The 21,980-nt window shown below is 66.4% G+C and carries 22 protein-coding genes; 17 read left to right on the plus strand and 5 right to left on the minus strand.

Annotated features, from left to right (window positions below; genetic code table 11):
- The first annotated feature begins 35 nt into the window (after positions 1 to 35).
- Genes GFD32_RS13645 through GFD32_RS13660 form a run of 4 tightly spaced genes read left to right on the plus strand, consistent with a single transcriptional unit; the run spans position 36 to position 3,719 of the window.
- Complete coding sequence (locus GFD32_RS13645) at positions 36 to 1,349, plus strand: nitrous oxide reductase family maturation protein NosD (protein WP_163577159.1); 1,314 nt, start codon at positions 36 to 38, stop codon at positions 1,347 to 1,349.
- Complete coding sequence (locus GFD32_RS13650; RefSeq protein ID WP_163577160.1) at positions 1,346 to 2,329, plus strand: ABC transporter ATP-binding protein; 984 nt, start codon at positions 1,346 to 1,348, stop codon at positions 2,327 to 2,329. The genes GFD32_RS13645 and GFD32_RS13650 overlap by 4 nt, the downstream gene beginning before the upstream one ends.
- Positions 2,326 to 3,156, plus strand: a complete 831-nt coding sequence (locus tag GFD32_RS13655; protein WP_163577161.1) for an ABC transporter permease — start codon at positions 2,326 to 2,328, stop codon at positions 3,154 to 3,156. Before GFD32_RS13650 ends, GFD32_RS13655 begins: the two co-directional genes overlap by 4 nt.
- A gap of 5 nt (positions 3,157 to 3,161) precedes the next feature.
- Positions 3,162 to 3,719 carry a nitrous oxide reductase accessory protein NosL gene (locus GFD32_RS13660; protein WP_163577162.1) on the plus strand — a complete coding sequence of 186 codons (558 nt, stop codon included), beginning with the start codon at positions 3,162 to 3,164 and terminating at the stop codon, positions 3,717 to 3,719.
- A gap of 118 nt (positions 3,720 to 3,837) precedes the next feature.
- On the opposite strand, the gene GFD32_RS13665 is transcribed toward GFD32_RS13660, so the two are convergent.
- From GFD32_RS13665 to GFD32_RS13675, 3 genes are all read right to left on the minus strand, one after another.
- Positions 3,838 to 4,149 (minus strand): c-type cytochrome, encoded by a 312-nt coding sequence (locus tag GFD32_RS13665; RefSeq protein WP_240455659.1) that lies wholly within the window; start codon positions 4,147 to 4,149, stop codon positions 3,838 to 3,840.
- A 98-nt stretch (positions 4,150 to 4,247) separates the two neighbouring features.
- Complete coding sequence (locus tag GFD32_RS13670) at positions 4,248 to 4,694, minus strand: Rrf2 family transcriptional regulator (protein ID WP_163577164.1); 447 nt, start codon at positions 4,692 to 4,694, stop codon at positions 4,248 to 4,250.
- Between the two features lie 33 nt (positions 4,695 to 4,727).
- A complete protein-coding gene (locus GFD32_RS13675; RefSeq protein WP_163577165.1) occupies positions 4,728 to 5,165 on the minus strand; it encodes a DUF454 family protein in 438 nt (145 codons plus the stop codon).
- A gap of 47 nt (positions 5,166 to 5,212) precedes the next feature.
- Between GFD32_RS13675 and GFD32_RS13680 the strand changes: the two genes are divergently transcribed.
- From GFD32_RS13680 to GFD32_RS13705, 6 genes are all read left to right on the plus strand, one after another.
- Complete coding sequence (locus GFD32_RS13680) at positions 5,213 to 6,376, plus strand: NnrS family protein (protein WP_163577166.1); 1,164 nt, start codon at positions 5,213 to 5,215, stop codon at positions 6,374 to 6,376.
- 113 nt (positions 6,377 to 6,489) lie between these two features.
- The gene (gene hemN, locus GFD32_RS13685) at positions 6,490 to 7,875 is read left to right on the plus strand and encodes an oxygen-independent coproporphyrinogen III oxidase (protein ID WP_163577167.1); all 1,386 of its coding nucleotides are present in this window, start codon (positions 6,490 to 6,492) and stop codon (positions 7,873 to 7,875) included.
- 65 nt (positions 7,876 to 7,940) lie between these two features.
- On the plus strand, positions 7,941 to 9,467 hold the full coding sequence (gene norR / locus GFD32_RS13690) for a nitric oxide reductase transcriptional regulator NorR (protein ID WP_163577168.1): 1,527 nt from the start codon (positions 7,941 to 7,943) through the stop codon (positions 9,465 to 9,467).
- A gap of 318 nt (positions 9,468 to 9,785) precedes the next feature.
- The gene (gene ubiT, locus GFD32_RS13695; protein WP_163577169.1) at positions 9,786 to 10,259 is read left to right on the plus strand and encodes a ubiquinone anaerobic biosynthesis accessory factor UbiT; all 474 of its coding nucleotides are present in this window, start codon (positions 9,786 to 9,788) and stop codon (positions 10,257 to 10,259) included.
- A 32-nt stretch (positions 10,260 to 10,291) separates the two neighbouring features.
- Positions 10,292 to 12,403, plus strand: coding sequence for an adenosylcobalamin-dependent ribonucleoside-diphosphate reductase (locus tag GFD32_RS13700; protein WP_163577170.1), 2,112 nt, complete (start codon positions 10,292 to 10,294; stop codon positions 12,401 to 12,403).
- 189 nt (positions 12,404 to 12,592) lie between these two features.
- On the plus strand, positions 12,593 to 13,363 hold the full coding sequence (locus GFD32_RS13705) for a ribonucleoside-diphosphate reductase (RefSeq protein ID WP_163577171.1): 771 nt from the start codon (positions 12,593 to 12,595) through the stop codon (positions 13,361 to 13,363).
- Between the two features lie 283 nt (positions 13,364 to 13,646).
- Here the strand turns inward: GFD32_RS13705 and GFD32_RS13710 are convergent, their stop codons facing one another.
- Complete coding sequence (locus GFD32_RS13710; protein WP_163577172.1) at positions 13,647 to 14,408, minus strand: DeoR/GlpR family DNA-binding transcription regulator; 762 nt, start codon at positions 14,406 to 14,408, stop codon at positions 13,647 to 13,649.
- A 254-nt stretch (positions 14,409 to 14,662) separates the two neighbouring features.
- Between GFD32_RS13710 and GFD32_RS13715 the strand changes: the two genes are divergently transcribed.
- From GFD32_RS13715 to cdd, 7 genes are read left to right on the plus strand one after another with little or no spacing between them, the layout of a single operon-like run.
- Positions 14,663 to 15,472 (plus strand): outer membrane protein OmpK, encoded by an 810-nt coding sequence (locus tag GFD32_RS13715; RefSeq protein WP_163577173.1) that lies wholly within the window; start codon positions 14,663 to 14,665, stop codon positions 15,470 to 15,472.
- Positions 15,473 to 15,488: 16 nt separating this feature from the next.
- Positions 15,489 to 16,763: a NupC/NupG family nucleoside CNT transporter gene (locus GFD32_RS13720; protein WP_163577174.1), complete on the plus strand. Its 1,275-nt coding sequence runs from the start codon at positions 15,489 to 15,491 to the stop codon at positions 16,761 to 16,763.
- A 26-nt stretch (positions 16,764 to 16,789) separates the two neighbouring features.
- The gene (gene deoC, locus GFD32_RS13725) at positions 16,790 to 17,566 is read left to right on the plus strand and encodes a deoxyribose-phosphate aldolase (protein WP_163577175.1); all 777 of its coding nucleotides are present in this window, start codon (positions 16,790 to 16,792) and stop codon (positions 17,564 to 17,566) included.
- Entirely contained in the window at positions 17,566 to 18,906 is a 1,341-nt protein-coding gene (gene deoA, locus GFD32_RS13730; protein ID WP_163577176.1) for a thymidine phosphorylase, read from the plus strand. Before deoC ends, deoA begins: the two co-directional genes overlap by 1 nt.
- A complete protein-coding gene (locus GFD32_RS13735) occupies positions 18,903 to 20,141 on the plus strand; it encodes a phosphopentomutase (protein WP_163577177.1) in 1,239 nt (412 codons plus the stop codon). The genes deoA and GFD32_RS13735 overlap by 4 nt, the downstream gene beginning before the upstream one ends.
- Positions 20,141 to 20,878, plus strand: coding sequence for a purine-nucleoside phosphorylase (deoD, locus tag GFD32_RS13740; protein ID WP_163577178.1), 738 nt, complete (start codon positions 20,141 to 20,143; stop codon positions 20,876 to 20,878). Before GFD32_RS13735 ends, deoD begins: the two co-directional genes overlap by 1 nt.
- Positions 20,875 to 21,285: a cytidine deaminase gene (gene cdd, locus GFD32_RS13745; protein ID WP_163577179.1), complete on the plus strand. Its 411-nt coding sequence runs from the start codon at positions 20,875 to 20,877 to the stop codon at positions 21,283 to 21,285. The genes deoD and cdd overlap by 4 nt, the downstream gene beginning before the upstream one ends.
- Positions 21,286 to 21,372: 87 nt before the next feature.
- Here cdd and GFD32_RS13750 read toward each other — a convergent pair whose 3' ends face one another.
- Positions 21,373 to 21,966 (minus strand): DUF6448 family protein, encoded by a 594-nt coding sequence (locus GFD32_RS13750; protein ID WP_163577180.1) that lies wholly within the window; start codon positions 21,964 to 21,966, stop codon positions 21,373 to 21,375.
- Positions 21,967 to 21,980 lie beyond the last annotated feature (14 nt).

Genomic DNA, 21,980 nt, shown 5'->3' on the forward strand with positions numbered 1-21,980 from the left:
GCCGGCCCCTCGCTTTTTCTTCTGCCGAGATCCCCATGCGACCGATCTGGTTATTGAGCGTTTCCCTATTTCTTCTAGGCTCGGTTGCCGTTCAGGCAGCGGAGTTCGTGGCCTCGCCGGACGAGCGGCCGCTGCAGGCGGTGCTCGACAGCGCTGAGCCGGGCGACAGCGTTCGCCTTTCCCCCGGGGTCTATCCCGGCAACTTCGTGATCGACGAAGCGATCGTCCTGAGCGGTGACGACGGGGCCATTCTCGACGGCCAGGGCCGCGGCAGCGTGCTTACCGTCGAGGCCCCCGGCGCGCACGTCAGCGGGCTGCACATTCGCAACGACGGTGCCAACATCACCGACATGGACAGCGGCATCTTCGTGGCCAAGTCCGCTGCGGGAGCGGTGATCGAGAGCAACCGCATCGAAGCCCGCGGCTTCGGTATCTGGCTGGATGGCACGGCCGACGTGCGGGTCGAAAGCAACCGCATCAGCGGCGACACTTCGCTGCGCTCCCAAGACCGTGGCAACGGCCTGCAGCTCTACAACGTGAGCGGCGCCGAGATCATCGACAACGAGGTGTGGGAGGCCCGCGATGGCATCTACATCGATGTCAGCAACGGCAATCGGCTGATCGGCAATCTGCTGCGCGATCAGCGCTACGGCGTGCATTACATGTTTTCCCAGGACAACGTGGTGCGCGACAACGTGACCCGCAACAACCGCCTGGGCTATGCGCTGATGCAGTCGCGCAACCTCGAGGTGGTGGGCAATCGATCGATACGCGATCAAAATTATGGCTTTCTGATGAACTACATCGTCGATTCGGTGATCGCCGAGAACGTCTCCATCGAGGCGCAGCGAGGCGTCACTCCCGGTTCCGCGACCAGCGACGGTCACGCCATCAGCGGTGCCGAAGGCAAGGCGTTGTTCGTCTACAATTCGCTGTTCAACGAGATCCGCGACAACCTCTTCGCGCGTACCGAAATCGGCATTCATCTGACGGCCGGTTCCGAGGATAACGAGTTCCACGGCAATGCTTTCGTCGCCAACCAGACCCAGGTGAAGTACGTGGCCGTTCGTGAGCAGGAGTGGTCTCATGAGGGGCGAGGCAACTACTGGAGCGACTATCTGGGTTGGGATCTCAGCGGCGACGGCATCGGGGACGTGCCCTACGAACCCAACGATTCGGTGGACCGCCTGATCTGGACCTACCCCATGGCCAAGATCCTGATGAACAGCCCAGCGGTGCAGGTGCTGCGCTGGGTGCAACGCGAGTTTCCCGTGTTGCGTCCTCCGGGCGTCAAGGATAGTCACCCTCTGATGAGCCTTCCGGACCGGATGGCGGAGATCCTGCAATGACCCAACCCGTGATCGAGATGGCTGCCGTCAGCAAGCGCTTCGGTGCCCTCACTGCCCTCGACGAAGTCAGCTTGACGTTGGCGGAGGGCGAGGTGCTGGGGCTGATGGGCCACAACGGTGCCGGCAAGTCCACGTCGATGAAGCTGATCCTCGGCCTCATCCGTCCCAGCGCGGGCCACCTCGAGGTATTCGGCCACGCCCCGAGCGGTGCCGAGGCCAATGTGCTGCGCCAGCGCCTGGGCTACCTGCCCGAGAACGTGCAGTTCTACGAACAGCTCAGCGGCGTCGAAGTGCTGCGCTATTTTGCCCGTCTCAAGCGTGTCGACCTGCGTCGCGTCGCTGATCTGCTGGAACGCGTGGGGCTGTCCCACGCCATGCACCGTCGAGTGAAGACCTACTCCAAGGGCATGCGTCAGCGTTTGGGACTGGCCCAGGCACTTCTCGGCGAGCCGCGTCTGATGCTGCTCGACGAACCCACCGTGGGTCTCGATCCCATGGCCACCCGCGACTTCTACATGCTGGTCGATGAACTGCGTGGCAAGGGAGTCAGCGTTGTTCTTTGCTCTCACGTGCTGCCCGGGGTGGAGCGTCACATCGACCGTGCCGCCATCCTGGGCCAGGGGCGCCTGCTTGCCTCGGGCACCATCGACGAATTGCGCGAGACGGCCGACCTGCCGCTGGTCGTGCGGTTGCGCACGTCGCGTGGGGGGGGCGAGCTGGAGCAGCGACTGGGCGCCTTCGGCGTGTCGGTCACGGGCGTGGCCGGGGAGCGCGTCACCCTGGCCGTGCCGGGCAGTGCCAAGATCGAGGTGCTGCGCGCCCTCATGAACGATGGCGCCGTCGAGGATGTCGACCTCGAACCGCCGACGCTGGAATCGCTCTACGCCCACTTCGATGCCACCCTGCACCCGCAAACGACCGTACCGGGAATGCGGGCGAACGAGTCGACGACCCCCCGCCGCGAGGAGGCGAACGCATGAATCATCTCGTCACCGTGGCCGGCAAGGAGTTCCGCGACGGCCTGCGCAACCGCTGGGTGCTGGCCATTACCCTGGTCTTCGGCCTGCTGGCCATCGGTCTGGCCTACTTCGGCGCTGCCGCTTCCGGTCAGGTGGGCTTCACCGGCGTGGCGACCACCATCGTCAGCCTGTCCAGCCTGGCGGTGTTTTTGATTCCGCTGATTGCACTGCTGCTGGCCTACGACAGCATCGTCGGAGAGGACGAGCAGGGCACGTTGCTGCTGCTGCTCACCTATCCCATCAGTCGCGTGGAGATCCTGGCCGGCAAGTTCCTCGGTCATGCTGCCATTCTGGGCGTTTCCACCCTGGTCGGTTTCGGCGTGGCGGGGCTGGTGATCGCCGCCTTCGGCAATCACGAGAACCTCGGTCAGCTGCTTGCGGCACTGGCACTGTTCATCCTTTCCGCCACCCTGCTGGGCTGGGCCTTCATTGGCTTTGCCTATCTGATCAGCGTCAGCGTGTCCGAGAAATCGCGCGCGGCGGGCATCGCCTTGGTGGTGTGGTTCGCCTTCGTGCTGGTCTTCGACCTGCTGCTACTGGGGCTGCTGGTGGGGACCGGCGGCGAGGTGAGCCAGGGGCTGTTTCACGTGCTGCTGTTGCTCAACCCCGCCGATATCTTTCGTATCGTCAACCTGACCTTCTTCGAGGCGGCGCGTACCCAGGCGGGACTCGCCTCCATCGGTGCCGATGCCGCCTTTCATCCGGCGTTGCTGCTGGGGGCGCTTTTGGCCTGGGTGGTGGTGCCGCTGGGCCTGGCGCTGTGGATCTTTCGCCGGCGGGAGGCGTGAACGTCATGCGTGATTCGAATCCGGCTGATGCGCCCCGTCTGACGCGGCGTCGCTTCATCCTCGTGGTCGGCGGGGTGTCCCTGGCTGCTCTAGCAGGCTGCGGCGCTGAAGAGGAGGCGGACGTCGCCTGCTCGCCCCAGCCCATCGGCGACGGTGACGAGTGTGCCGTATGTGGCATGTTCATCGCCGGTTTCGCCGGGCCCAAGGCGCAGGCTTGCCTGCGCGATGGCCGGCTGCTCAAGTTCTGTTCCACGTCGGATCTGTTCGTGTGGCTGCTGCAGCCGGACTCGCCTCCGCAGCTGCGTCAGGCCTATGTGCACGATATGGGCCAGACCGCGTGGGATGCACCCTCCGATGATGCCTATATCGCTGCCGATACGGCCGTCTACGTGACCGAGCAGCCGCTGATGGGTGCCATGGGGCCGACGCTCGCCGCCTTTGCCAGCGCTGCCGACGCCGAGGCGTTCATGGAGGAGCATGGCGGTCATCGGCTGGCTTTCGAGGAAGTCGACGTGGCCACCATCAACCAGCTGGCCCGCTCGCACATCCAGCGCGGCATGTAATCGGCTGGCTTGGGCCCCAAGTCAGGGGCGCATTGCGGCCCTCCCGTTTCCTTACGAGAAACGCCCCGGCCGGGGGTGCCGGTCGGGGCGTCTGCCAAGCGAGGCGTGTCAGGGGCTATTACTGCGAATTTTCCACCATGAAGTCCACGGCGGCCTTCACTTCCTCGTCGCTCAGGCTGGCGTTGCCGCCTTTGGCCGGCATGGCGTTGAAGCCATTGAGCGAGTGATCGTAAAGCGTCTCCATGCCCTTTTCGATGCGCGGCGCCCAGGCGTCGGCATCTCCCTTGATCGGTGCGTCGGCAGCTCCGGTCATGTGGCAGGCCATGCAGGCCTGGTTGTAGACCGCCTCGCCGTCCGCTTCTGCCTGGACGGTTGTGGTGAAGGCAAGGGCGGCGGCGCCTGCCAGAATGGCTGTGCTCAGCTTGTTCATCGAACGTCTCCTCATGTGCAGTTCACGGTGAAGTCAGCAGGGGCAGGGCCCATCTAGGACGGGCTCCATAATATGCCAAACCCGTTGCTTGGCAATTCTTATGTCTCGGTGGTAGGTATCTGCATCAGCTGGGCCAGCTGCGGTTGGCGCCTGCCCAGCATGTCCGCCAGGGTATAGCGGTCGAGTACCTCGAGAAAGGCCGCCAATGCCTCGTTGAGGATCGGCTTGAGCCGGCACGCCGGGGTGATGATGCAGTCGTTGTGATCACGAAAGCACTCTACCAGTGACAGCTCGTGTTCCATGTCGCGAACCAGCGTGCCAAGCGAAATGTCTTCGGGGGCGCGATTGAGCAGCAGCCCTCCGTTCTTGCCGCGGATGGCGGTGATGTAGCCCTTGTGGCTGAGTTCCTGCACGACCTTCATCAGGTGGTTGCGCGAGATATCGAAAGTGTCGGCGATCTCGGTGATGGTCGAGCGCTCGTCGCCCTTGACGGCCAGGTAGATCAGCACGCGTAGCGAATAGTCGGTGAATCGGGTCAGGCGCATAGAATTTCCAGCTCGGCACAGCCTTGATGCTTATCAAGGTTGATGGTTCAGGGGGCGTGACATTCTACCATCGACCCACTTACCCTCGGCGCCAGGTGACGGTGCGGCATCGGGTCGCGTCAGCAAGAAGATGGCCACGCCGACGAACAGTAATGCCAGGCTGGTTAACCCCCAGGCGGGCATGCCCGAAACCCACAGCAGCCCCCAGCTCGAGAGCAGCAGGAGCAGCGCCAGGTATTTGCTGCGCCGTGGCACGGCGCGTTCACGTTGCCACGCCTGCAGTACGGGCCCGAGCCGCGGATGCTCCCACAGCCAGCGGGCAACGCGTGGTGAGCCCTTGGACGCCGCCCAGGCCGCCATCAGCAGGAAGGGCGTGGTGGGCAGCAAGGGCAACAGCAGCCCCAGCACGCCCAGGCCGATACTGACGATGGCCAGCAGGCTCCAGCCGAAACGTGGTATCTGGGCGATCATGGCGCCTCCCGATTGGCAGCAGGACTCTTAAATAGTATTTTATATGCATGTTTGAAGGCAAGACAAAATCGCGTCCTCCTCCGGGACACCGCTTACCGGCCTGGCGATGGTTCTTCCCGCTGGCAGCGCTGCATGCGGCCCTCATGGTGCCGCTCTCGCTACTGTCGCTCTATCACCAGCTGGATGTGCTGCCGCAGCTCGCCTCGCCGGCGGCGCATGCTCGTGAGCTGGTGTTCGGCTTCGCTCTGGCGGTGATCGCCGGTTACCTGCTGGGTCCGTTGCCACGTCGTCGACTGGCGGGGTTGGTCGCCCTGTGGGCGGTGGGGCGTTTGGGGGTGCTGGCCTGGCCACTGATGTATGTCGCCACGCTGGCCGATGGCCTCTTTGCGCTGTGGGTTGCCGGTCTGCTGGTTCCGCGCTTCATGGCCGCCAAGAAATGGCGCAACCGCGTTCTCTCGCCGCTGCTGGGGCTGATCTGTCTGCTCGGCGTGGTGACGCTCACCTGGCGCTACCTGGGCGACATGCCCACCACGGCGCCACTGATGCACCAGAGCGTGTTGTGGCTAGTGCTGTTGATGACCTTCATGGGCGGGCGCATCATCGCCCCGGCGGTGAATGGCTATCTGATACGGCGTCATGGCCAGTCCGGAGCCGGCGTTCAGCCGCGCATCGAGGCGGCGTTGATCCTGCTGCTGGGGACCGCGCCCTTCCTGATGCTGTGGCCACGGCTGCAGCCGCTGGCGGCCGTGCTGGCGCTGGCCGCCGGAGGACTGGTGCTGCTGAGGCTCTATCGCTGGGGGCCGGCCCAGTGCCGCGAGCGACCCGACCTGCTGGCGCTGATGGCCGGCTACGCCTGGCTGAGCATGGGGCTGCTGCTGATGGCCCGCACCTGGTGGCTGCCGGCCCACGACAGTGCTCCCCTGCATGCCTTCACCATCGGCGCCTTGGGCACACTGGCCAGCACGGTAATGTTGCGTCAGGCGATCCTGCGCGCCAAGGAGCGCCCGGAGCGGGAGTGGGCGCTGCTACCGTTGGTCGTGCTATTCGCCACGGCGGCGATCCTGCGGCTGTGGGCCCTGGAAACCGGGAGTGCCTGGCTGGGCGTGCTGTGGGGGGCGGCGCTGGCGTGGAGCCTCGCCTGGCTGCTGGTGGCCGGCCGGCTGTGGTACTGGATCGGCCGGCTGCCGACACCGCGTCCGGTCATGAATTGACCCCGAGCAAGAGAGGCGCGCCTGGCCGAGACGATGTGGTTCGCCAATGGCATACTGGTGGCATGCGGCCATGGCCAGTCCATGCCCACCCTTTCAAGAGGCTGTTTTCGACCATGCAAGACGAGCTGCTGTTCAATCGCCCCCTGGTAGAGAAGTACGACCGGCCGGGGCCGCGCTACACGTCTTACCCCACGGCGCCGCAGTTTCACACGGCCTTCGCCGAGGACGACTATCGAGCCGCCGCCGAGCGCAGCAATCGGGTCGCCTCGCCCAAGCCGCTGTCGGTCTACGTGCACATTCCCTTCTGCAAGAGCCTGTGCTACTACTGCGCCTGCAACAAGATCATCACCCACAACACCGACCGCGCCGCCGAGTATCTGGCCTGGCTCGAGCGCGAGATCGAGGTACAGGGCGCGCTGTTCGACGACTCGCGGCGCATGACCCAGCTGCATCTGGGTGGCGGTACCCCGACCTATCTCAGCAATGCCCAGCTCGGCGAGCTGATGGCGGCGCTGGATGACGCCTTCCATTTCGCGCCGCCCGAGGCGCGCGAGTTCTCCCTCGAGGTGGACCCGCGCACGGTATCGCCCATCCAGATCCACGAGCTGCATGCGCTGGGTTTCAACCGCCTGAGCTTCGGTGTGCAGGACTTCGACCCCGAGGTACAGAAGGCGGTCAACCGCGAACAGAGCGAGGCGCAGGTGGTGGAGCTGGTCGAGGCGGCCCGCGAGGCCGGCTTCCAGTCGGTAAGCGTCGACCTCATCTACGGCCTGCCACTGCAGACGGTGGCGAGCTTCGACGCCACCCTCGACAAGATCATCGCCCTGCGCCCGGATCGCATCGCCACTTACAGCTACGCCCATCTGCCGGAGCTGTTCAAGTCGCAGCGCCTGATTCGTCCCGAGGACATGCCGCCTCCCGAACGCAAGCTGGAACTGCTGGAACTGACCATTCATCGTCTCACCGAAGCCGGCTACGTCTACATTGGCATGGATCACTTCGCCCTGCCGGACGACGAACTCAGCCTGGCCCGCGAGAATGGCACCCTGCAGCGTAACTTTCAGGGTTACTCCACCCACGCCGACTGCGACATCATCGGGCTGGGGATCACCGCCATCGGCAAGGTCGGCGACACCTACAGCCAGAACGTCAAGGAGACCGCCCAGTACCAGCACCGCCTCGAGAGTGGCCGGCTGCCGGTGATGCGAGGCTACCGACTCAACGACGACGACCGCCTGCGCCGCGACGTGATCAACGCCCTGATGTGCCATGGTCGGGTCGACTTTGCCGACATCGAGGGGCGCCATGACATCGTCTTCCGCGACACCTTCGCCGAGGCTCTCGAGCAGTTGACCGAGATGGCCGACGATGGCCTGATCGCCATCCGCGAAGACGCGCTCGAGGTGCTGCCTGCCGGGCGGCTGATGATGCGCAACCTGGCCATGGCCTTCGATGCCTATCTCAAGCCCGAGGAGAATCGCTACTCGCGTACGGTTTGAGCGCCCGAACCACCGCTGCCGACGGTGAGGCACCGAGGCCTCACCGGTCCCAGAGTCAACGCCTCATGCTCGTCGATACCCTGCTGGCCGATCTCACCGCCGACCTGCCCAGCGCCGTGCGCCTGCAGCGGCTGGTGCGGACCTTGCGTGAAGGCTTCCACTGCGGGGCCGTGTGTTTGCTGCGCCTGCAGGATGGCGTACTGGCCCCGGTCGCCCTGGACGGGTTGGTGCGCGAGGCGCTGGGGCGGCGCTTCGAGGTGGCTCGACATCCGCGGCTGGCGACCATTCTGGCCAGCCGTCGTACCACCGTCTTTCCGCCCGACTCGAACCTGCCCGACCCTTACGATGGCCTGGTCGAGCAGCATCCCGGCGAGCCGCTGCACGTGCACGACTGCATGGGCATCAGCCTATACGTGGAGGGTGATCCCTGGGGGGTGTTGACTCTCGACGCTCTGGTCGCCGGCACCTTCGACGAGGCCGCTCACGAAGCTCTCGAGCGCTATGCGCTGCTGATCGAGGCGGCGGTGCGGGTGACACGACTGGAGCGGGATCTGCGTGCGCTGCGCATGGCGCACCATGGCGAAGTGGCTCGGGTCGAGCCTGGCGATGGCGGTGAGATCCTCGGCCACAGCGCCGTACTGCAGCGGCTGCTGCGCGAGCTCGACGTGGTGGCCGAATCCGATCTGCCGGTGCTGCTCTCCGGCGAGACCGGCGTGGGCAAGGAGCTGTTCGCGCGCCGGCTGTACCAGCGCTCGGCACGTCGCGACCGGCCCCTGGTGCAGGTCAACTGCGCCGCCCTGCCCGAGTCGCTGGCCGAAAGCGAGCTGTTCGGGCATGTGAAAGGGGCCTTTTCCGGGGCGACCGCAGAGCGGCCCGGGCGCTTCGAGGCCGCCGACGGCGGCACCCTGTTTCTTGACGAAGTGGGCGAGCTGCCACCGAGCATCCAGGCCAAGCTGCTGCGCGCGCTGCAGAACGGCGAAGTGCAGCGCCTCGGTGAGGACACCCCGCGCCAGGTCGACGTGCGCATCATTGCCGCCACCAACCGCCACCTGGCCGAGTCCGTGCGCGAAGGCAGCTTCCGTGCCGACCTCTACCACCGTCTCTCCGTCTACCCGGTGGCAATCCCGCCGTTGCGTGAGCGGGGCAGCGATGTCCTGGTGCTGGCCGGCCACTTCCTGGAGATCAACCGCGCCCGTCTCGGCGTGCGCAGCCTGCGTCTCTCGCCCGAGGCTGAGGAGGCACTCACCGCCTACGCCTGGCCGGGCAACGTCCGCGAGCTGGAACACGTGATCAGCCGCGCCGCCATCAAGGCGCTGGGGCGAGGTGCGCGTCGCGACGACATCGTGACCCTCGAGCCGGACCCGCTCGATCTGCCGGTTGCCCGGAGTGGCGATGCGCTGGGTGCTGCCGGAATGCCGCTGGCCCCTGCACAGACGGCGCGACCGCTGCGCGAGCAGGTGGAGCAGGTTCAGCGTCGTGCCATTCGCCAAGCCCTGGCGGCGAGCGACGGGAGTTGGGCACGCGCCGCCCGCACGCTAGGGGTGGACGCCAGCAACCTGCATAAGCTCGCGCATCGGCTGGGGCTCAAGTAGCCGGCACGCGGCATTCCCTTCATTCATCGCTTCCGATGCCGCGGCGCTGCGATGGGGCGCCGTGGGGCACGGAGGTGGATCAAGTGTGCCGGCAAAAGGCAAGCGCAGATACAAAAAGTTAACCAGATATGGTGCTTGAACCTCGGATATGGACTATATATGGTGTGCAGGCCCCGGTCGGGGGCAATGGAGAGGGCTTGACGCATATCAGTGCGCCGTGACGGCGAGCCACCTAGGATGAAGGGTTCGTCGGCCCGTGCAGTATGGGGCCGTCCGTCAATGGTCCAATGATTCGCACGCCGAGTGAGGAGAGTTTCCATGCTGCCGCTGTCGCTGCCACGCCCCCCCGCCCCGACCCGTTTGATTCGTGCCATCGACCCGCGGGTGCCCCTGCCGGTCAAACGCCGAGTGATCGAGCCGGTGCTCAACCGTACCTTCGCCGAGCCTCTGGACGAAGGCGAGTTCGACGCCCTGGAAGGACGGCGCATCACCCTCGCCGTGGAGGATCTGGGCGTGGTGCTGACCCTTTCGCTGGCCGACGGTCGCCTGGTGCTGTGCGGCGAAGCTGGCGAGGCGACCATTCGCGGCGGCTGGCGAGAGTTCCTGTGCCTGGCCACGCGCCGCGAGGATCCCGACGCGCTGTTCTTCCAGCGCCGGCTGCTGATCGAGGGCGACACCGAGCTGGGGCTGATGGTCAAGAACCTGCTGGACAGCCGCGAAGAGGGCCTGGCCCAGGGCCGGCTGGGTGAGTGGCTGGTGCGCCTCGAGCGCCTGGCGCGGCGCGACGACTGAACCGACTTTCGAGCTTGCGGAGACTTCCCGACATGAGCACTTCCACCAAGGCCGTCAAGACATCCAATGCGGTGCCGCTGCAGGCACCCTCGCGCGATATCTGGGACTCCAAGTATCGTCTCAAGGACCGTCACGGGCGGCCGGTGGACAAGGACGTGACGGCGACCTGGGATCGCGTGGCGCGCGCCCTGGCCGCCGTGGAAGGCGACAAGGCCGACGAGTGGCTGCCCAAGTTCCGCTGGGCGCTGGAGAACGGTGCCATCCCCGCCGGGCGTATCATGTCCAACGCTGGCGCCGAGGCCTACAAGCCGGCGGTGAGCCTGATCAACTGCACGGTGTCGCGCACCATCCGCGATTCCATGCACGACATCCTCGACTCCGTGGTGGATGCCGGCATGACCCTCAAGGCGGGCTGCGGCATCGGCTACGAGTTCTCCACCCTGCGCCACAAGGGCGCTTTCGTGTTCGGCGCCGGTGCCGGCACCAACGGCCCGCTGGCATTCATGGACATCTACGACAAGATGTGCTTCACGGTGGCCTCCGCCGGGGGGCGTCGCGGCGCCCAGATGGGCACCTTCGACGTCGGCCATCCCGACGTGCGCCAGTTCATCGAGGCCAAGCGCGAGGCGGGGCGCCTGCGCCAGTTCAACCTCTCGCTGCTGATCACCGACGAGTTCATGGAAGCGGTGAAGACCGACGCCGACTGGCCGCTGGCCTTCCCGCTGCATGCTGGCGAGAAGGACGACGTCGAACCCTCCGAGCTCATCTATCGCGACTGGCCGGTGATCGAGGAGGGCTACACCGTCGACGACGAGGGCCGCGTGGCCTGCCGCATCGTCGAGGTGATCAAGGCGCGCGAGCTGTGGGACACCATCATGCGCTCCACCTACGACTACGCCGAGCCGGGCTTCATCCTGATCGACCAGGTCAACCGCATGAACAACAACTGGTTCTGCGAGGAGATCCGCGCCACCAACCCGTGCGGCGAGCAGCCGCTGCCGCCGGAGGGTGCCTGCCTGCTGGGCTCGGTGAACCTGACCCGCTTCGTCATCGACCCCTTCGGCAAGAAGCCGCGCTTCGACTGGGAGCGCTACCGCAAGGTGGTGGCGATCTTCACCCGCATGCTCGACAACGTGGTGGAGATCAGCGGTCTGCCGCTCGAGGGCCAGCGCCGCGAGATCGAGGCCAAGCGTCGTCACGGCATGGGCTTTCTCGGCCTGGGCTCCACCCTGACCATGCTCAAGATCCCCTACGGTTCGGCCGAGTCGCTGGCCTTCACCGAGGAGGTGAGCCGCAACCTGGCCATCGAAGGCTGGAAACAGGCGCTCGAACTCTCCCGCGAGAAGGGCATGGCCCCGGTGCTCGGCGAGGACTTCGCGATCACGCCCAAGATGCTGCGCGAACGGCCCGAGCTCAAGAAGGACGGCTACGAGGTGGGCGACAAGGTGCCCGGCCGCATTCTGCATGCGCGCTACAGCCGCTACATGCAGAAGGTCGCCGAGGTGGAGCCGGAGCTGGTCGCCGCACTCGCCGAGCACGGCGCGCGTTTCACCCATCACAGTTCCATCGCGCCGACCGGCACCATCTCGCTGTCGCTGGGCAACAACGCGTCGAACGGCATCGAGCCGTCGTTCTCGCACCGCTACTTCCGCAATGTCATCCAGTCGGGCAAGAAGACCAAGGAGCAGGTGGAAGTGGTCTCCTTCGAGCTAGCCGCCTACCGCCACTTCATCGCTGCCGATGCGGTGGAGAGCGATCTGCCCGACTATTTCATCACCGCCGACGCGGTGACCCCAGAGCAGCACGTGGCGGTGCAGGCCGCGGCGCAGACCTGGGTCGACTCGGCGATCTCCAAGACGGTCAACGTGCCCACCGAGTTCCCCTTCGAGCAGTTCAAGAATCTGTATCTGGACGCCTACGAGAGCAAGCTCAAGGGCTGCACCACCTTCCGCTTCAATCCGGAGGCCTTCCAGGGCGTGCTGGTGCGCGAGGACGATCTCAAGAACACCACCTACGTCTTCGAGCTGGAGAACGGCGAGACCGTCGAGCTCGCCGGCGACGAGAAGGTGATCTACGACGGTGAGGAGCACAACGCGGCCAACCTCTATGATGCGCTGAAGGAGGGTACCTATGGTAAGTGGTGAGCCAGGGTACTCCCAATTGCCGGTAGCGAGGGGCGCCGGGGACGAGCCGAAGAGGAGGTCCGACGTCATGGATGTCGTCGGTAGCGTACAGGGACGTATTCACAGCGCCTCCTCGCAGGCTCGTTGCCGGATCAGCCCCGAGCGATGGAAGCTTTGCGCCACTCAACAATTTTCCGGAGGAGCCTCCTGATGGCCGTCGAAATCAACTCCAAGATCGTCTCCTACAGCGTCAAGAAGGCCGTGGAAGAGGCGCCGCTGGCCGATGAGAACCCGCTCACGGTGCGCATTCCCTCGCGCCCGGAGGGCACCCTCGAGGCCGTCTCCGAGAAGATATCCTACGTCGGTGCCGAGGGGCGCAAGAAGGTCTACCTGCTGGTATCGTTCATGCCCGTGGAAGGCGTGCTCGACGGCAAGCGGGTGGTGATCGAGCGCCCGGTGGAGTTCTTCTTCCCCTCCGGCCAGCTCTCCAGCGAGCACCAGTGGATCACCGCCACCATGCGCAGCTTGTCGCTGGCGGCGCGTGGCGGCTATGTCACCCAGGCGGTGGCCGACCTGCGCAAGGTGGCCTGGGACAAGGGGCTGGTGCGCTGCGGCATGAACCGCTGGGGCAAGCCGATGTTCCACGACTCCGAAGTGGCGGCCATCGCCTGGTCGATCCAGCAGATCCTCTACCGCCGCGGTTTCCTCGACCAGGACGGCAACCAGGTGCCGGTGGAGGAGCTGGTGCGCCGCTACGCTCACCGCCTGACCCACGGCCACGCCTGGCAGCCTTCGGCCGAGGAGGAGGACGATGCGCCTGCCGCCGGCACCGTATCCCCCATCGACGGCAGCGAAGCGCGTGGCGACAAGAGCGACGGCCCCACCGTGGTCGGCCACTGCCCCGAGTGTCGCGGCGAGCTGATCATGATGGATGGCTGCCCTACCTGCTATGCGGGTTGTGGCTGGTCCAAGTGTGGCTGAGGAAGCACTGTACAAATGGCTGCGCGAGCGAATCGCTGCGTTACGCGGTGCTCGGAATCCCCACCTATACCCCATAGGCTCCGGTTGACTCGCAGCCTTCGGCTTCTCGCCCCTTCGGGGCCAGCCTACGGCTGTTTGTCGCTTCGCTCGGTTCTGCGCTCCGTGCGCCTTGCGCTTCATCTCGCTCGCCAATTTGTCCAGCACTTCCTGAAAACTGGCTGCGCTCGGCCAGAACCCACCCACGAAGCCGGGCATTGCCCGGCTTCGGCGCGTCTGGCATCGCTCAGGCGGCAACGATGCGAGGCCGAGGCTCTCCCGCCGCGGTGGATAGTTTGGCGTCGCTTTCGGTGATCACCACGTCGAAGTCGCTGAGCCGGGCGAAGTAGGCGGGGCGGATCGCGCCGAGCTTGCTTTCGTCCACCACCAGCAGGCGCTGGGCGGCGCTGGCGATGGCCGCCTGCTTCGGCGCCACTTCGTGGAAGTGGAAGCAGCTCACCCCGCGCTCGGCGTGTACGCCAGCGGCCGATAGAAAGGCGCGGTTGATGCCCAGGCGACGGATGGCATCGCCCATGGCATCGTCGGCGAAGGTCTGCGAGACGTCGTGGTAGAGCCCCCCGAGTAGCACCAGGCGCACGCCTTCCAGCCCACTCACCGCGTTGGCCACGTTCAGCGCGTAGGTCACCACGGTGAGCTCGGGCTTGTCGGCGAGCTGGCCGACGAGGGGCATCAGGGTGGTGCCGCAGTCGATGAACAGGGTGTCGCCGGGTTCGATGAACCCGGCGGCCCGTGCGCAGAGACGTTGCTTGGCGGGATAGTGACTGTCCTGCTGAACCGCCAGGTCATAGGCCGGGGCATAGCGCGGATCGTCGGTGCGGACCAGGCGGCCACCCATCAGCATGAGCGCCCCTTCGCTGGCTGCCAGGTCGCGGCGCACGGTCATCTCCGAGACGCCGCACAGCCTGGCGGCCTCGCTGAGATGGATGGTTCCACCGCCGGACAAGGCGTCTTTTAGCCGAGCCAGGCGCGTGGCGCTTCGACCGTTCATCGACTCTGCCTCTCCTCATCGTGTCGCATTCCGTCACTTCCCATGCTGAGCCAGCCACCGCCGAAATGCCACCGTCATGCACCGGAGCGGGCCTCGGGAGCCGCGGGTGGATGCCGATTCGGCGAATGGCGGCAAAAAATGTTAGAAAAATAACATCACGTGTTATAGGTTTCACATTAGCCTGCTAGCACAGGCCATGCATTCACCCCCGGCCCGGCCGGGACGCCAACAATGACAATCGTCTCGAGGCCCCCATGAATTCCGTACGCAAGATTCCCCACGCGCTCTCGTGTGCCGGCGTACTGCTCGCCGCTGCCCACGCCAACGCCGATGCTCCGTCCCCCCAGTGGTCGTTCGCCAACGTTTCCGTCAACTACCTCGACTGGTCCTCCGGCACCGAGCGACGCACCGCCGATAACGCCGCCAAGAGCGACTTCTTCTACCTGGAGCTGGAGGGGGGGCTCGGCTACGAATGGGGCGAGTTCTACGGCTTCTTCGATGTCGAGAACCCTGGCAACGACCAGTTCGACGAGGCCAGCGGCGGCAAGGACAACTTCCGCACCGCCGGCAAGGTGACGTCGCACCTCTATCTCGGCGAATCGCCGTTCTCGGTCTACGCTCACCTCTACGACTTCCGCGACTACGGGTACGATCTCCGCGAACAGGATCAGGTCCTCGGCCTGGGCTACCGCCACACCTTCGCGAGCGGCCTGTGGTTCAAGCCCTTTCTCGGTGCGGCCAGGGTGCAGAGCGACGGCTATACCGGCATGAACGGCTTCATGGCCGGCTGGGTGGCCGGCTACGATTTCACTGCCTTCGGCCAGGAATTCAGCGTCACCAACTGGCACGAACAGACCTTCGGTCGCGACGACGACTACTTGGCGAAGAACTACGTGGGTGGCAAGGCCGACAGCGTTGGCACCAACGGTGCGCTGAGTCTATGGTGGCACCCCCATGATCGGATCACCACCGGCGTGCAGTACCGCTATTCCGATGAAAAGCTGGGCGCACCGGGCCAGTACCAGAACGCCATGATTTACACCCTCAAGCTCAACCTGCTGTAAGGCAAAGGGGATTCCCATGACCCTCATCATGAGCCTCGTCGGGATGGTGACCCTGATCGCCATCGCCTTGATCTTCTCTTACGACCGCAAGTCGATCCGTCTGAGAACGGTGGTCGGCGCCTTTGCCATTCAGGCCGGCATCGGTGCCTTCGTGCTCTACGTTCCGTTCGGCCAAACGGTGCTCTACACCATATCGGCGGCGGTCAGCCAAGTGGTCGCCTATGCCAACGACGGCATCGAATTCCTCTTCGCCGGTCTGGCCGATGCCGATGAAGTGGGCTTCGTGTTCGCCATCAAGGTACTGCCGGTGATCATCTTCTTCTCCTCGCTGATCGCCGTGCTCTACTATCTGGGCATCATGCAGTGGGTGATCCGCATTCTCGGCGGCGCCCTGCAGAAGGCCCTGGGTACCTCGCGTACCGAATCGCTGTCGGCGACGGCCAACATCTTCGTCGGTCAGACCGAGGCGCCGCTGGTGGTTCGCCCCTTCATCGCGCGCATGACTTCCTCCCAGCTGTTTGCGGTCATGTGCGGCGGGCTGGCCTCGGTGGCCGGCTCGGTGCTGGCCGGCTACGCTGCCATGGGGGTGCCCATGGAGTACCTGGTGGCCGCTTCCTTCATGGCCGCCCCGGGGGGCTTGCTGTTCGCCAAGCTGATCATGCCCGAAACGGACGAGCCCGAAGATAGCGTCTCCAAGGTCGAAGAGGAGCGGCAACACGACGAAGACCGCCCCAGTAACGTGCTCGATGCCGCTGCCACGGGGGCCACCTCGGGCCTCAAGCTGGCTGCCAACGTCGGTGCCATGCTGCTCGCCTTCATTGGCCTGATCGCCCTGATCAACGGCATGCTGGGGGGCATCGGCGGGTGGTTCGGTTTCGAGGCGCTGAGCCTGGAGTGGATCCTCGGTTGGCTGTTCGCGCCGTTGGCCTTTCTGCTCGGCGTGCCCTGGGAGGAGGCGACGCTCGCCGGCTCCTTCATCGGCCAGAAGCTGGTGGTCAACGAGTTCGTGGCCTACATCAATCTGGCGCCTTACCTCGACGGCGAGCAGGTGGTGGCCGCCACCGGCGAGGCGATGAGTGCCCATACCATGGCGATTCTCTCGTTCGCCCTGTGCGGCTTTGCCAACCTCTCGTCGATCGCCATCCTGCTCGGCGGGCTGGGCAGCATCGCGCCGAGCCGACGCCACGATATTGCTCGCTTCGGCCTCAAAGCGGTGTTGGCAGGTACACTATCGAATCTGATGTCGGCGACCATTGCTGGGTTCTTCCTGGCCTTGGGCGCACTGGGATGAGGTGATTTATTCTTCAAGGTGAACCCATGATCGAACTGCAGCAGGCCGCTCGCCAGGCCTTGGCTCTGATGGACCTGACGAGTCTCAACGAGGACGACAGCGACGCCACCATCGAGGCGCTCTGCCAGCGTGCCAAGACACCGGTGGGGACGCCGGCGGCGGTGTGCATCTACCCCGCCTTCGTGGTGACCGCCCGGCGCGCCCTCACTGCCCACCAGCTGGGCGGCACCGTCAAGGTCGCTACGGTGACCAATTTTCCCCACGGTGACGACGACGTCATGGCGGCGGCGCGCGAGACTCGCTCGGCCGTCGCCTCTGGCGCCGACGAGGTGGACGTGGTCTTCCCCTATCGCGCGCTGATGGCGGGCGACGAGGAGACCGGCCGCGAACTGGTGGCGTGCTGTCGCCAGGCGTGCGGTGGGGCGACTCTCAAGGTGATCCTCGAGACCGGCGAGCTGGCCGAGCCGGCGCTGATCCGACGTGCCGCGGAGCTGGCCATCGAGGGGGGCGCCGACTTCCTCAAGACTTCCACCGGCAAGGTGGCGGTCAACGCTACGCTGGAGGCGGCCGAGATCCTGCTCGAGACGATCAGGGCCAGCGGCAAGGAGGTCGGCTTCAAGGCCGCCGGCGGAGTGCGCAGCGTCGAGGATGCCGAGGCCTACCTGAAGCTGGCCGAGCGGGTCATGGGATCGGCTTGGATCACCCCGGCGCATTTCCGTTTCGGCGCTTCGGGGCTGCTCGACGACCTGCTGGCCACCCTGGGGGTGGTGCCGGCGCCGACCGTCGAGACGGGAGGCTATTGATGGAGGCCCAGGCCCTACCCCAGGAGCGGATCCGCGCCAAGCGCGACGGCCGGGCGCTGGATGCCGCGGCCATCCAGTCGCTGGTGGCGGGCATCAGTGACGGCACCCTGAGCGATGCCCAGGTGGGGGCGCTGGCCATGGCGATCTTTCTCAACGGCATGAGCGAGGCCGAGACGGTGGCGCTCACCGAGGCGATCCGCGACTCCGGCGAGGTGCTCGACTGGGCGGGCCTCGATCTGCCCGGCCCGGTGATCGACAAGCACTCCACCGGCGGTGTCGGCGATCTGGTGTCACTGGTGCTGGGCCCCTGGGTCGCCGCCTGCGGCGGCCACGTGCCGATGGTTTCCGGCAGGGGGCTGGGTCACACCGGGGGCACCCTGGACAAGCTCGAGGCGATCCCCGGCTACTCGGTCACGCCCGATACCGCCACCTTCCGCCGCCTGGTCAAGGAGGTGGGCGTGGCGATCGTCGGCCAGACCGGCGAGCTGGCCCCGGCCGACAAGCGCCTCTATGCGGTGCGTGACGTCACCGCCACCGTGGAGTCGCTGCCGCTGATCGTCTCCTCCATCCTCGGCAAGAAGCTCGCCTGTGGGCTCGACGCCCTGGTGATGGACGTCAAGACCGGCAGCGGTGCCTTCATGCCCACCCACTCGGCGTCGGTGGAACTGGCCGAGTCGATCGCCTCGGTGGCCAGCCGCGCCGGCACCCGCACCACGGCGCTGGTCACCGACATGAGCCAGCCGCTCGCCTCCTGTGCCGGCAACGCCGTGGAGGTGCGCGAGGCCGTCCGTATGCTCACCGGTGAAGGGCTGGATACGCGGCTTCACACGGTGACCCGGGAGCTGGCGGCCGAACTGCTGCTGGCCGGCGGCCTGGCAGCGGATCGCGAGGCCGCGCTGGCGAGGCTCGATGCGCGACTGGCCTCCGGCGCGGCCGCCGAGCGTTTCGCGCGCATGGTGGCGGGGCTCGGTGGCCCGCACGATCTGCTCGAACGGCCCGATAGTCACTTGCCCGAGGCACCGGTCAAACTGGCCGTAACCGCGGAACGGGCCGGCATCGTTCAATCCATGGACACCCGCGCTCTGGGTCTGGCCGTGGTGACGCTGGGCGGTGGGCGCCGCAGCCCCGGCGAGGCCATCGACCCCGCCGTAGGTCTCGGCGAGATCGCTGCTCTGGGCGCGGCGGTCGATGCCCAGCGCCCGCTGGCGGTGGTGCATGCCGCCAGCCGCGCGGACGCCGAGCAGGCCGCCCGGGCAGTGCGCGCCGCGGTGACGATCGGCGAGGCCGACGTGACCGTGCCGACCCTGATTCAGGACGTGATTCGTCGGGAGGTGCCATGACTCGTGCCATCGTGCTGGTGCTCGACTCCTTCGGCATCGGCGCTGCACCCGACGCCGCGCGCTTCGGTGACGAGGGTGCCGATACCCTGGGGCATATCGCCGCGGCCTGTGCCCGCGGCGAGTGCGACGACCGCGGACGCAGCGGGCCGCTGCACCTGCCCAATCTGGCCCGCCTGGGGCTCCTCCACGCCCACCGCGAGGCGACCGGCGGCTGGGCCGAAGACGTCGCGTTGCCTGACGAAGTCATCGGCGCCTGGGGCCACGCTCGGGAAATCTCCTCGGGCAAGGACACCCCCTCCGGCCACTGGGAGATCGCCGGGGTGCCGGTGCGCTTCGACTGGGGTTACTTTCTCGATGCGCAGGACAGCTTCCCTCCCGAGCTGCTCGATGCCCTGGTCCGCGAGGCCGAGCTGCCCGGCGTCATCGGCAACTGCCACGCCTCGGGCACCGAGATCATCGCCCGCCTCGGCGAGGAGCACCTCGCCAGCGGCAAACCCATCGTCTACACCTCGGCGGATTCGGTGTTTCAGATCGCCACCCACGAAGAGGCATTCGGCCTGGAGCGCCTCTACGCGGTGTGCGAGACGGCCCGTCGCCTGCTCAAGCCCTACAACATCGGCCGGGTGATCGCGCGGCCCTTTACCGGCAAGCGCGCCGCGGACTTCGCGCGTACCGCGAACCGCCGCGACTACAGCGTCGAGCCGCCCTCGCCCACGCTGCTGCAGAAGCTGCACGCCGATGGCGGCGAGGTGATCGCCATCGGCAAGATCGCCGACATCTACGCGCATTGCGGTGTGTCGCGCACGGTGAAGGCCAGCGGTCACGACGCCCTGATGGACGCCACCCTGACCGCCTTGAACGAGACCGGCGAGCGTTCGCTGATCATGACCAACTTCGTCGACTTCGACATGGTCCACGGCCATCGCCGCGACGTGGCCGGCTATGCCGCCGCCCTGGAGCACTTCGATGTCCGGCTGCCCGAGCTGCTGGCCCGGCTCGGCGACGACGATCTGCTGATCCTCACTGCCGACCACGGCTGCGACCCCACCTGGCACGGCACCGATCACACTCGCGAAGTCGTGCCGGTGTTGGCGCGGGGGGCGGGGCTCGTGCCCGGCACGCTGGGAGCGCGGGCGACCTTCGCCGACATCGGTCAGAGCCTGGCCGACCATTTCGCTCTGCCGCCGTTCGCCGATGGCACTTCCTTCCTCATCGACAGCCAAGGAGACCCCTGATGGCCACGCCGCATATCGAGGCGACGCGCGGCGACTTCGCCGATACCGTGCTGATGCCCGGCGACCCGCTGCGCGCCCGCTACATCGCCGAGACCTTTCTGGACGATGTCCGTGAGGTCAATGCGGTGCGCAACATGTTCGGCTACACCGGCACCTACCGAGGGCGACCGGTCTCGGTGATGGGGCACGGCATGGGGATTCCCTCGGTCTCCATCTATGCTCGCGAGCTGATCGCCGACTACGGCGTGACCACGCTGATCCGTGTCGGCTCCTGCGGAGCGGTGCGCGACGACGTGGCGCTGCGCGACGTGGTGATCGGCCTGGGCGCCTGCACCGATTCCGGGGTCAACCGCACTCGCTTCGCCGGCATGGACTTCGCCGCCATCGCCGACTTCGCCCTGACCCGTCACGCCGTGGACGCTGCGGCGGCGCTGGGCGTACCGGTCAAGGTGGGCAACCTCTTCTCGGCGGACCTGTTCTACGATCCACGCCCGGACACCGTCGAGCTGCTCGAGCGCTACGGTATCGTCGGCGTGGAGATGGAGGCCGCCGGCCTGTATGGCGTGGCCGCCGAATACGGCGCTCGGGCGGCGACGATCTGCACGGTCTCCGACCACATCCGGCGCGGCGAGTCGCTATCCAGCGCCGATCGCCAGAGCACCTTCGACGAGATGATGCGCGTGTCGCTGGACGCCGTGCTGCGCGACGATGCCGCGCAGCGGGGAGAGCGGGCATGAACGAGACGAGCATCGACACGGCCATCGTCGGGGAACTGATCGCCGTGCGCGACCGCGCTTACGCGCCCTACTCGAAGCATCCGGTGGGCGCGCTGGTGGAGAGCGACTCCGGCGCCCGTTACCTCGGCGCCAACGTGGAGGTGGCCCACTACAAGGGCCTCTGTGCCGAGGCCTCGGCCATCGCCGCCATGGTCAGTGCCGGCGAGCGGCGGCTGCGCGACGTCTACGTGATCGGCCCCGGCGAGCACCTGTGCACGCCCTGCGGCGATTGCCGCCAGCGCATCCGCGAGTTCGCCACGCCCGAGACGCGCATCCACGTGATCGACGCCCGGGGTCGGTTGCTCAAGCGCTACACCATGGACGAGCTGCTGCCCGATGCCTTCGGGCCGGAGAATCTTTCCGCCTAGCTGGCCGTCACGAACCGGGACAAGAGGCCTCCTCGTCCCGGTTCGTGGTTATCTCAGCGCCGCTGGGGCCGCTGCGGAGCAGACCGATCAGTGGTCGTGCGCCGCGGCCTTGCCGGCAATGGCGTTGTGGGCATCTTCCAGATAGTGGACGTACTGCACGTAGTGTTCCACGTAGTCACGCCCGGCCGCCACGCTGTCGTCGGCGGCGTGACGGGCCGCCAGCGTCGCTTCGAACTGCTCCCGGGCCGTTTGTTCGAACTTGGCGCTGACCCTCGCGAGCAGCTCGTCGATGCTGCCGTTCTCCAGGGCCGCGTCGGCGGCCGCGACGGCTGGGTCGATCTCGCCAGCGGGCTTGATGCCGGTGAAAGGAGCGCCCTCGGAGGCGCGGTGGATTTCTACCAGGGTGGCAAAGAACTGCCGGTCGGCCACTTCCCGGGCGTCGTCGCCGAGCTGGCGCACCTCGAGCGTTCTGTCGAAGGCATCCGACAGCGCTGCCTCGTTGGCTGCCGGTACCCATTTGAGCAGCGGCGTGATGTCACCCGCAGCCAGGGCCGCCTCGGCCTCAGAGATCACCGGGCCGTCCATGGCGTCGCAGTGAGCGAAGACTGGCGTGGCCAGCGGCATGGCGAAGGCGATGGTGGTGGCGATGGCCAACAGGTGCTTGCGAAAGGTTGATGTCATGGGGTCTTGCTCCG

The sequence above is a fragment of the Halomonas faecis genome (genome assembly GCF_010993975.1).
GTDB lineage: Bacteria > Pseudomonadota > Gammaproteobacteria > Pseudomonadales > Halomonadaceae > Halomonas > Halomonas faecis.

What these genes read in the sequence shown, in the direction of transcription:
- GFD32_RS13645 (WP_163577159.1), top strand. Translation starts at nt 36, where the DNA reads ATGCGACCGATCTGGTTATTGAGCGTTTCCCTATTTCTTCTAGGCTCG.
- GFD32_RS13650 (WP_163577160.1), top strand. Translation starts at nt 1,346, where the DNA reads ATGACCCAACCCGTGATCGAGATGGCTGCCGTCAGCAAGCGCTTCGGT.
- GFD32_RS13655 (WP_163577161.1), top strand. Translation starts at nt 2,326, where the DNA reads ATGAATCATCTCGTCACCGTGGCCGGCAAGGAGTTCCGCGACGGCCTG.
- GFD32_RS13660 (WP_163577162.1), top strand. Translation starts at nt 3,162, where the DNA reads ATGCGTGATTCGAATCCGGCTGATGCGCCCCGTCTGACGCGGCGTCGC.
- GFD32_RS13665 (WP_240455659.1), bottom strand. Translation starts at nt 4,149, where the DNA reads ATGAACAAGCTGAGCACAGCCATTCTGGCAGGCGCCGCCGCCCTTGCC.
- GFD32_RS13670 (WP_163577164.1), bottom strand. Translation starts at nt 4,694, where the DNA reads ATGCGCCTGACCCGATTCACCGACTATTCGCTACGCGTGCTGATCTAC.
- GFD32_RS13675 (WP_163577165.1), bottom strand. Translation starts at nt 5,165, where the DNA reads ATGATCGCCCAGATACCACGTTTCGGCTGGAGCCTGCTGGCCATCGTC.
- GFD32_RS13680 (WP_163577166.1), top strand. Translation starts at nt 5,213, where the DNA reads ATGTTTGAAGGCAAGACAAAATCGCGTCCTCCTCCGGGACACCGCTTA.
- hemN (WP_163577167.1), top strand. Translation starts at nt 6,490, where the DNA reads ATGCAAGACGAGCTGCTGTTCAATCGCCCCCTGGTAGAGAAGTACGAC.
- norR (WP_163577168.1), top strand. Translation starts at nt 7,941, where the DNA reads ATGCTCGTCGATACCCTGCTGGCCGATCTCACCGCCGACCTGCCCAGC.
- ubiT (WP_163577169.1), top strand. Translation starts at nt 9,786, where the DNA reads ATGCTGCCGCTGTCGCTGCCACGCCCCCCCGCCCCGACCCGTTTGATT.
- GFD32_RS13700 (WP_163577170.1), top strand. Translation starts at nt 10,292, where the DNA reads ATGAGCACTTCCACCAAGGCCGTCAAGACATCCAATGCGGTGCCGCTG.
- GFD32_RS13705 (WP_163577171.1), top strand. Translation starts at nt 12,593, where the DNA reads ATGGCCGTCGAAATCAACTCCAAGATCGTCTCCTACAGCGTCAAGAAG.
- GFD32_RS13710 (WP_163577172.1), bottom strand. Translation starts at nt 14,408, where the DNA reads ATGAACGGTCGAAGCGCCACGCGCCTGGCTCGGCTAAAAGACGCCTTG.
- GFD32_RS13715 (WP_163577173.1), top strand. Translation starts at nt 14,663, where the DNA reads ATGAATTCCGTACGCAAGATTCCCCACGCGCTCTCGTGTGCCGGCGTA.
- GFD32_RS13720 (WP_163577174.1), top strand. Translation starts at nt 15,489, where the DNA reads ATGACCCTCATCATGAGCCTCGTCGGGATGGTGACCCTGATCGCCATC.
- deoC (WP_163577175.1), top strand. Translation starts at nt 16,790, where the DNA reads ATGATCGAACTGCAGCAGGCCGCTCGCCAGGCCTTGGCTCTGATGGAC.
- deoA (WP_163577176.1), top strand. Translation starts at nt 17,566, where the DNA reads ATGGAGGCCCAGGCCCTACCCCAGGAGCGGATCCGCGCCAAGCGCGAC.
- GFD32_RS13735 (WP_163577177.1), top strand. Translation starts at nt 18,903, where the DNA reads ATGACTCGTGCCATCGTGCTGGTGCTCGACTCCTTCGGCATCGGCGCT.
- deoD (WP_163577178.1), top strand. Translation starts at nt 20,141, where the DNA reads ATGGCCACGCCGCATATCGAGGCGACGCGCGGCGACTTCGCCGATACC.
- cdd (WP_163577179.1), top strand. Translation starts at nt 20,875, where the DNA reads ATGAACGAGACGAGCATCGACACGGCCATCGTCGGGGAACTGATCGCC.
- GFD32_RS13750 (WP_163577180.1), bottom strand. Translation starts at nt 21,966, where the DNA reads ATGACATCAACCTTTCGCAAGCACCTGTTGGCCATCGCCACCACCATC.